6 protein-coding genes and 1 pseudogene are annotated in these 9,462 nt (G+C 35.6%); all 7 read left to right on the top strand.

What is annotated here, in order from left to right:
- Positions 1–75: 75 nt before the first annotated feature.
- The 7 genes and pseudogenes from istA to NE257_RS11325 all read left to right on the top strand — a co-directional run bounded on the left by istA (position 76) and on the right by NE257_RS11325 (position 9,360).
- Entirely contained in the window at positions 76–1,089 is a 1,014-nt protein-coding gene (istA, locus tag NE257_RS11360) for an IS21 family transposase (protein WP_276532381.1), read from the top strand.
- 400 nt (positions 1,090–1,489) lie between these two features.
- Positions 1,490–4,708, top strand: coding sequence for a type I restriction-modification system endonuclease (hsdR, locus tag NE257_RS11350; protein ID WP_251886513.1), 3,219 nt, complete (start codon positions 1,490–1,492; stop codon positions 4,706–4,708).
- Between the two features lie 90 nt (positions 4,709–4,798).
- Entirely contained in the window at positions 4,799–6,238 is a 1,440-nt protein-coding gene (locus tag NE257_RS11345) for a class I SAM-dependent DNA methyltransferase (protein ID WP_251886512.1), read from the top strand.
- Positions 6,235–7,590, top strand: coding sequence for a restriction endonuclease subunit S (locus tag NE257_RS11340; RefSeq protein ID WP_251886511.1), 1,356 nt, complete (start codon positions 6,235–6,237; stop codon positions 7,588–7,590). The genes NE257_RS11345 and NE257_RS11340 overlap by 4 nt, the downstream gene beginning before the upstream one ends.
- 109 nt (positions 7,591–7,699) lie before the next feature.
- Positions 7,700–7,978, top strand: a complete 279-nt coding sequence (locus NE257_RS11335; RefSeq protein ID WP_251886510.1) for a Fic family protein — start codon at positions 7,700–7,702, stop codon at positions 7,976–7,978.
- Positions 7,979–8,040: 62 nt separating this feature from the next.
- Positions 8,041–8,412: pseudogene (locus tag NE257_RS11330) on the top strand (BlaI/MecI/CopY family transcriptional regulator); the annotation flags it as partial.
- A gap of 141 nt (positions 8,413–8,553) precedes the next feature.
- Complete coding sequence (locus NE257_RS11325; RefSeq protein WP_251886508.1) at positions 8,554–9,360, top strand: hypothetical protein; 807 nt, start codon at positions 8,554–8,556, stop codon at positions 9,358–9,360.
- Positions 9,361–9,462 lie beyond the last annotated feature (102 nt).

Raw genomic sequence — 9,462 nt, 5'->3', positions numbered from 1 at the left:
CGGCAATTTAAAATTGTTGGTTTACCTACATTTTTTGTATGCTTTTCTTATATCAATTACATTGGAGGATTAGATATGAGGAAAGATATACTTGAAGGAGTCGAAATTTACGTGATAAATGAAATTAAACCAAATTATGCTGCACTAGCACAAAAATATGATTGTGATTACAGGACAGTTAAAAGTGCTTATGAGAAAGCTAAACTCAGGAAAACAAATCAATATACACAGTTGAGAAAACAGCGCTCAAGTAAACTTGATCCGTATAAGGCTATCGTAGAAGAAAAATTGAAGCAGCACTGTAGTGCTTATAGTATTTTTACTTTTATACAGAAAAAAGGATTTCAGGGGAGCTACACACTAGTTAAAAATTATTGTAGGAACTATAAACAAGAAAAAATAAAGAAAGCCACTATTCGTGTGGAACATCAACCAGGGCTTTCAGCACAAGTTGATTGGAAAGAAAATATGAAATTGACCACTAGTGATGGTGAAATTATTGAGTTCAATATTTTTTTATATGTCTTACCTTATTCAAAAAAGAAATATTTTACTCTAACATTTGATCGAAAACATGATACTTTATTTGAATGCTTATACAAGGCGTTCCAATACACCGGTGGTGTTCCAAAAGAGATATGGTTTGATAATATGCGAACTGTAGTTGATCATTCCCGAACTCAATATGCAAAGGTTCAATTTAATGAGCGCTTTTATGCTTTTAGTAAAGATGCAAACTTCATTCCAGTTGCCTGCCGACCTTTTCGACCACAAACCAAAGGTTGTGTTGAAGCGCTGGCTAGAAGTGTGGATCGTTTACTCGTCTATTTAGCAAACCAAGAATCCTATTCCTATTTTGGAAAACATTTGCCAAAGAAACTAGTTGAGAAAGCCATTCTTCTATACTCGATCAATCAATCAACCGGGGATGTGCGAATTGCCCCGTTGGTCTATTCAAAAGAAACCGCTTCTTATCAGTACACAGAGGACAATCAATATCTACTAGAACAACGATATCTTTATCTACCATTCGTGATGGAAGTCGAGAAAGAACGTCTGTTAAACGCAGCGTATCCATCATCAAAATAAAGTGACAAGATTGATAAGCATGTGACAAAGAAAATACCGCTAGGACACTCCCCAATGGGTAGTTGTCACAGTTTCCTGTTCTTTGTTAGCCCCCTGTTAGAACTAGGGGCTTATCATGTATAGCGGCCGCGCCACTATGCAATAGGCAAAATCACCACAAAGGGTTATTCGCTTGGTGCGAACCCCTTCGTGGTGATTGCCTATATATTCAATATTATAAAAAGAGGATGATGAGATTAGTTTGAAGACATAATATAATTTTCTCAAAGTAAAAATTAGTTTACATTTTTTCGTTTCATAATTGTACGTATGAGCGCTTCTTCTTTAATGGTAGAAGCGCTTTTATGCGAGTGTTTTTATGTTAAAATAAAAGAAAGTATTTTAGTACGGAGGTGTAGTGATGCAATCAAATTTTTCTTACTTTACAAATGAATGGCAATTGTTTAAAAATTTGGGAGAAAGTGCAGAACAAAGTATTTATCGCGATCCTAATGCTGCGCTAGTTAAAATCAGATCGTTAACCGAAAAATTAACAGATGCAATTTTTAAAATAGAAAACATTGATTCATGGGGATTGAAAAATCAATTTGATAAGTTGAATACCTTGCGTAATAAAGGTGTTCTTGAAGTTGAATTGTTTGCGATTTTTGATGCGATTCGTAAAGCAGGTAATAAAGCTGCGCACGATGGTAGTTATGGTACAACTGAAGAAGCTTTAAAGATGCTGGAGTTGGTTTTTTATTTAAGTTGCTGGTTTATGGAAGTTTATGTTGCATATGATTTTCAATCTTCAGATTTTGTTGTGCCAGTTGATAACGAAAAAGTGCAAGCAGAAAGGATTCTATTACTGGAGCAACAACTTCATGAGCAAGAACGCAGTTTTAAAGAGCGACTTGAAAAAGCAGTTGTTTATCCTACAACAGATCCTCAAATTGAAGAAAAAGAACGTCGTGAGCGTTCTCGAAAATATACTCAAAAATATCCACCTAATGAAAAACAAACAAGAATACTAATCGACGAACAACTCCGTGCTGCTGGTTGGGAAGCTGTTACGGATGAATTAAATTATAAATTTAACAAGACAATGCCTGAAAAAAATCGTAAAATAGCGATCGCTGAATGGAAATGCGGTACTGGCTATGCAGATTATGTATTGTTTGACGGCTTGAAATTAGTTGGTATCGTCGAAGCAAAATCGTATGGCAAAGACATTTCAGGAGATTTAGTACAAGCTAAAGAGTATGCCAGAGATGTTCAACAAATTGATAGAATTGATCTTGTGGGTAAGTGGGGAGCCTATAACGCGCCATTTATTTATTCGACGAACGGTCGTCCTTATTTGAAGCAGTTAGCGGATAAATCGGGTATTTGGTTTTGGGATGCACGAACACCGCAAAAAGCGTCTTATGCACTAGAAAATTGGCATTCACCAGAAGATCTGAGTAAAAAACTTGAAGTCGATGAAGTCAGAGCTAATCAAGAATTACGTGATGATCAGCAATATCCAGATTTTGCTGATCGCGCCTATCAAGTTGAAGCAATTAAAGCAGTTGAAAAAGCGTTAGAAAACAATCAACGTAGAATGTTATTGGCGATGGCAACAGGCACCGGAAAAACACGAACAGCTTTAGCACTAATGTATCGTTTGATAAAATCAAAACGCGTACGACGTATTTTATTTTTAGTTGATCGGACTTCGCTTGGTAAGCAAGCCGCAGATGCACTTAAAGACACCAAGATTGAAAATTTATCTCTATCGGATATTTATGATGTAAAAGAAGTTTCGGACGTTAAGCCAGAAGACGCGACGAAAATTCAAATTGCAACCGTTCAAGGTATGGTACGTCGTTTGTTTTATCAAGAGAATGACGGAGGTATTCCATCTGTTGGGACGTATGACTTTATTATCGTTGATGAAGCCCATCGCGGTTATACTGAAGATAAATTAATGAGCGATGAAGAGTTAATTTATTTTAATGAGAAAGAATATATCAGTCAATACCGTAGAGTAATCGATTATTTTGATGCTGCTGTTTTGGGATTGACGGCGACGCCAGCGTTGCATACTACTGAAATTTTTGGCAAACCAATTTACACGTATTCGTATACAGATGCAGTAGTTGATGGTTATTTAGTTGATCATGACCCACCATATAAATTTGAAACTGAGCTATCGAAAAACGGGATCAAGTTTACTGAAGGTCAGGAAGTTACTTTATGGGATCCTGAGACTCAAAATATTGATAAGGCATTGTTAGAAGATGAATTGAATTTTGATGTGACAGCTTTCAATAAAAAAGTTATTACGGAGTCGTTCAATCGAGTTATTCTTTCAAGTTTAGCTGAACATATTGATTCTGAAGCACCGGGAAAAACATTGATTTTTGCAGCAACAGATAGTCATGCGGATATGATTGTTCGCCTGTTGAAAGAAGCCTATGAAGAAAAAGGAATCCCAGTAGATGACGATGCCATTGAAAAAATTACTGGCTATATTCGACATCCCAATAAAGAAATTAAGCGTTTTAAAAACGAAAAATATCCAAAGATCGTCGTGACTGTAGATTTATTAACAACTGGAATTGATGTACCCGAGATTAGTAACTTGGTATTCTTGCGTCGTGTTCGTTCACGTATTTTATATGATCAAATGTTGGGACGTGCTACTCGTCTTTGTCCTGAAATCGGCAAAACTTCTTTTAAAGTGTATGATGCAGTTCATTTGTATAATACTTTGCAAGATATCACAGATATGAAACCATTAGTTGCTAACCCTAAACAAGCAACCATGGATATTTATGATGCAGCGATTCATTCCGAAAATGATGAAGCATTTGGGTTTTATAAAGCAGAGTTAATCGCAAAATTACAACGTCGTAAACAAAAATTATCTGAAAAATCAAAGACCGATATCAGTGAATTAAATGGTGTGCAATCTCTCGATCGTTGGTTACAAAGTATCAAAGACATGAGTAAAACAGAATTGGAAACCCAATCCGAAAATATTCAGAGGATGGCAGAATATAAAGCAGTCTCCCAGCCAATGTACATTTCAGAAACACCTGATGAATTGCTTTTTGTAGAGCGTGGTTATGGTGAAGGGAATGAAAAACCAAGCGATTACTTGAATGGATTCAACACATTTATTCGCGAAAACATCAATTTGATTCCAGCTTTACAGATCGTGGTGAATCGACCGAAAGATTTAACACGAGAAGATTTGCGCACGATTGAGTTAAAGCTTAAAGAAAAACGCTATGATGAAAAATCATTGCAAACTGCTTGGCGCAATACTAAGAATGAATATATTGCTGCTGATATTATTAGTTTTATTCGCCAAGCTGCATTAGGTAGTCCATTAATTGATCACGAGACAAGAATCAAAAATGCAATGCAAAAAGTGTATGGCATGGCAGAGTGGACACCGATGCAAGAAAAATGGTTAAAACGAATTGAAGAACAATTATTGCAACAACCTGTCTTAGGTCCGAATGCGCAAATAGCTTTTGATGATTCGGGTGTTTTCCAGCAAAGCGGCGGGTACAAACGAATTAAATCAATGTTTGGAGAACAAACGGATTCGATTGTTGAAACAATTAATGAAAATTTATATGCATAATTTTTTAGAACCACCGAATTGGTGGTTCTTTTTGCTATAATAGGACTATTGGATATACACTCAGTGAGTATATATAGTAGGAGGAACACAATGACAAATACAGAAATTGTTGCCAAACTTTGGAACATGGCGAATGTTTTACGTGATGATGGGATTAGTTATCAAAATTATGTCACCGAGCTGACGTACTTATTGTTTTTAAAGATGATGAAAGAACAAAATACAGAAGATGTCATCCCACAAGGTTATCGTTGGGATGATCTCGTAACAAAAGAAGGATTAGAACTAAAAAATTTTTATAAGCGGTTGTTATTAGATTTAGGCAATCCAGAAATTACCAAAGATAAACAACTGAATATGATTTACGCAGATGCCGCTACCCATATTGATGAACCCGCAAACTTGGAAAAAATTATCAAGGATATTCACAAACTAGATTGGTATTCAGCGAAGCAAGAAGGCTTAGGCGATTTATATGAAGGCTTGCTGGAAAAAAATGCCAATGAAACAAAATCGGGCGCCGGTCAATATTTTACGCCACGCGTTTTAATTGACGTGATGGTGAAATTAACCAAACCAGAAATCGGGGAGCGGTTGAATGACCCAGCTGCTGGAACTTTTGGGTTTATGATCGCTGCTGATCATTATTTGAAAGAAAAATATGATCAATTTTTTGATTTAAGTCCTGAACAATTTAAATTTCAAAAAGAAGAAGCTTTATCAGGAATGGAATTAGTTCAAAATACACATCGCTTGGCTTTGATGAACGCGTTGCTACATGATATTAATGGTCGTTTAGAACAAGGCGATTCATTATCAACCAATGGCAAGTGGATGAAAGATTTTGATCTTATCTTGACCAATCCGCCATTTGGAACAAAAAAAGGCGGCGAGCGTGCCACGCGGGATGACTTAACGTATGGAACTTCCAATAAGCAGTTAAACTTTTTGCAGATAATTTATAATTCTTTAAAAACAACTGGTGAGGCACGAGCGGCAGTAGTCGTGCCAGACAACGTGTTATTTGCTGACGGTATTGGCGAACAAATCCGGAAAGACTTACTAAATAAATGTAATTTGCATACGATCTTACGCTTGCCAACAGGGATTTTTTACGCACAAGGTGTGCAAACCAATGTTTTATTTTTTACTCGAGGCATAACGGAAAAAGACAATACAAAAGAAACATGGATTTACGATATGCGCAGTAACGCCCGTTCATTTGGCAAACGGAATCCGTTAAATGAAAAAGATTTTGCAGAATTTATTGAATGCTATCATGTTGATGATTTATCTAAAAGAACAGCAACCTATAGTGCAGAAAATCCCAACGGTCGCTGGCGAAATTATTCGATTGAAGAAATTCAAAAACGTGCCAATACGAGCCTAGATATTTTTTGGATGGAAGAAGAAAAAGAAGGTCCAGAAAATTCTGTTTCTGAAATTTTAGACTTAATGGAACAAAAGTCCGTGGCAATCGCTGACTCTGTCGCAAAACTGCAAGCACTTTTAGGAGACGTGGCAGAATGAATACAAAAGCACTTCGAGAAAAAATATTGGATTTAGCAATGCGAGGGAAGCTAGTTGAACAAGACCCTAATGATGAGCCCGCAAGCGAACTCTTGAAAAAGATCCGAGCTGAGAAAGAACAACTTGTAAAAGATAAGAAAATTAAAAAAGAAAAACCACTGCCAGAGATTCGTGAAGATGAGGTACCTTTTGAAATTCCAGAGAATTGGAAATGGGTGAGGCTGAGTGATGTTTCAAAGGAAATTTTTGCTGGAGGAGATAAACCCAAAGTATTTTCAAAGGAAAAATATAGTAAAATTTCTGTTCCGGTATACGCTAATGGAGTCACTGCAAAAGGATTATATGGTTATACAGACATACCTCGGGTACTCGAAAGTGCCATCACAATTTCAGCAAGGGGAACGATTGGTTATAGTGTTATAAGAGAAGAGCCTTTTGTACCTATAGTTCGTCTCCTCGTAATTATTCCTTTCAAACAATTTGTGTCTCATAAGTTTGTAAAACTATTTTTTGATTATAGTATCGAAACAGGCGAGGGTACAAGTATAAAACAATTGACGGTACCTGGGATAAAACCTAGATTGATTCCTGTTCCTCCTCTAAAAGAACAAAAACGTATTGAGGCGAAAATTGAAGAACTATTTGCTTTAATTGATACAATCGAAATGAATTTGACTGAGTATAATCAGTTGACGGAGCAATTGGATAAGAAAGTTCTTGTTTTGGCGATGCGCGGAAAGCTGGTTGAACAAGACCCGAACGATGAGTCCGCGAGCGAACTCTTGAAAAAGATCCGAGCTGAGAAAGAACAACTTGTAAAAGATAAGAAAATTAAAAAAGAAAAACCACTGCCAGAGATTCGTGAAGATGAGGTACCTTTTGAAATTCCAGAGAATTGGAAATGGGTGAGGCTGAGTGATGTTTCAAAGGAAATTTTTGCTGGAGGAGATAAACCCAAAGTATTTTCAAAGGAAAAATATAGTAAAATTTCTGTTCCGGTATACGCTAATGGAGTCACTGCAAAAGGATTATATGGTTATACAGACATACCTCGGGTACTCGAAAGTGCCATCACAATTTCAGCAAGGGGAACGATTGGTTATAGTGTTATAAGAGAAGAGCCTTTTGTACCTATAGTTCGTCTCCTCGTAATTATTCCTTTCAAACAATTTGTGTCTCATAAGTTTGTAAAACTATTTTTCGATTATAGTATCGAAACAGGCGAGGGTACAAGTATAAAACAATTGACGGTACCTGGGATAAAACTTAGATTGATTCCTGTTCCTCCTCTAAAAGAACAAAAACGGATCGTTTCAAAAATTGAGGAAATTAGAGCTGAGCTGCAACGCTGAGATTAATTAATCAATGCTTTTTAAAGTCCTAGGTGTTGCGTCTTTAACATATGGTGAACCCTCATCAATTCAATTTTAGATTGAAACGATTATTGATGATCTGAACCAAGTGAAATGGTCTGAAATTAGTGTGGAAGATTTGATTCTGTTATTCTCAGATTTGATTGCTCAGCTATGGTTGATTCATCCATTTAGAGAGGAAAATACTCGAACAGCTATGCGGTTTGCAGGGCTATTTGCAAATGCAAAAGGGTTCTCGCTGAATTCAAAACTTTTACGTGACCATGCGAATTATGTAAGAAATTCATTGGTACTCTATTGTGTTGATGAAGCACCGGAGAAAGAACACTTTTTACAAATTATGACCCATGCGATCAATGATTTTTAAATCAAGATTTACTGACAGAAATTGTATTCAACTATCATCTATCTTGGTTCAAATTGGTTCAACTACATATATCTCACCTGTCAAATATTTCAAAAAACAACAACTGGAAAGACTGGTTTAAATACTATCTAGAAGGAGTGATATTGTCCGCAGAAGAGAGCACAAAAAAAGCTCAAGACATACTGAGCCTATATAACATCTTGAAGGAAAAAGTCATTCCTAATCTTAATTCTGTGTCAGGTATCCAGTTTCTTGACTTTATATTCTCAGCTCCAATCTTTAAGGCAGAACAAGTTAGTGAAAACCTAAAAATTTCTAAGAGAACTACCTACACTTTATTGAATAAGTTAATTGACAAAGGTTATCTTTCAACAGATAATGCTCAAAGGAATAAAACCTATTATTGTCCTCAACTTCTTTCAATCGTTCAATAAGGTATCTCTTAGTGAAGTAATATTCATTTTTACTTCGCTTATTCATTTCTTAGTGAAGCGAAACCTGTTTTTACTTCACTTAGCAAGTGACTTATCATTTATACCCTATTTACTTATACTTAAATGAAAGGAATTTTACCCATGCCCCAAAATAGGATAAACAATTTCATCAAAATAGGAGGCTTAATCTTAGTAATCTCTTTTCTACTATTAGTCCTTGATATAGTTAATCTTCCAACAAAACTTGGTTTTAATATAAAAACTTTAAATGTTGAAATTTGGAATATTTACGCCACGCTTTTAGGAAGTGGATTAACTCTATATGGGGTTCTTATAACAATTAACAGTCAATATGAATCACAAATAGAAGATACTAAACGGATTGTAAAGCCTATGATTGATGTGTCATCCGTTGACGAGTATAATTACAAGAATAAGTATATTCAATTTGACTTTATATTTCCCAAAGCATATCCGAATCTTCCAAGAAAGAATAATGTTGATACTCCAAATGTCACCATCTCTCTAGAAAATATTGGAACTAGGGAACTGTATAATTTATATATAGGAAATTTTGAAGCTACTTATTTTGATGACGGGGGCTATTATTATCAACTTAATCCAATCTTCTATTCAGACCATCAGGTACAACTTAATCTTTTGTTTTATGAAAAAATTGGTTATCTTAAAGAATTTAATCAGGAAGATAAATTTCATTTGCTCATTTCTCCCATCAAATTTTCAACCTATTTTCAGGATTGCTTAAATAACTGGTATGAGCAATCATTTGAATTATGTATTTTCCACCAAGTTCAAGAAGACAAGTCAGAGGAAGAAACTTCACTAACAGTTAGTATTGAAAGAGTAGAGATATATTCTGCTCCTAAAGAAATTTCTCCCGATTTACTTCCGTGGGTAACTAATCCAAGTAAGCTAGTCCATTGCTGAAGATATGTACAGAAATATCATGCAGATTGTAGCCACTGCAAAACCACAAACCAAAGAACAAGGACACCAAATTATTTATGACACGTTGTACTTATTAGAAAC

The sequence above is a fragment of the Enterococcus italicus genome, from assembly GCF_023743875.1.
Lineage (GTDB): Bacteria > Bacillota > Bacilli > Lactobacillales > Enterococcaceae > Enterococcus_G > Enterococcus_G italicus.
This window is presented reverse-complemented; position numbering and strand designations above follow the sequence as displayed.

What these genes read in the sequence shown, in the direction of transcription:
- istA (WP_276532381.1), top strand. Translation starts at nt 76, where the DNA reads ATGAGGAAAGATATACTTGAAGGAGTCGAAATTTACGTGATAAATGAA.
- hsdR (WP_251886513.1), top strand. Translation starts at nt 1,490, where the DNA reads ATGCAATCAAATTTTTCTTACTTTACAAATGAATGGCAATTGTTTAAA.
- NE257_RS11345 (WP_251886512.1), top strand. Translation starts at nt 4,799, where the DNA reads ATGACAAATACAGAAATTGTTGCCAAACTTTGGAACATGGCGAATGTT.
- NE257_RS11340 (WP_251886511.1), top strand. Translation starts at nt 6,235, where the DNA reads ATGAATACAAAAGCACTTCGAGAAAAAATATTGGATTTAGCAATGCGA.
- NE257_RS11325 (WP_251886508.1), top strand. Translation starts at nt 8,554, where the DNA reads ATGCCCCAAAATAGGATAAACAATTTCATCAAAATAGGAGGCTTAATC.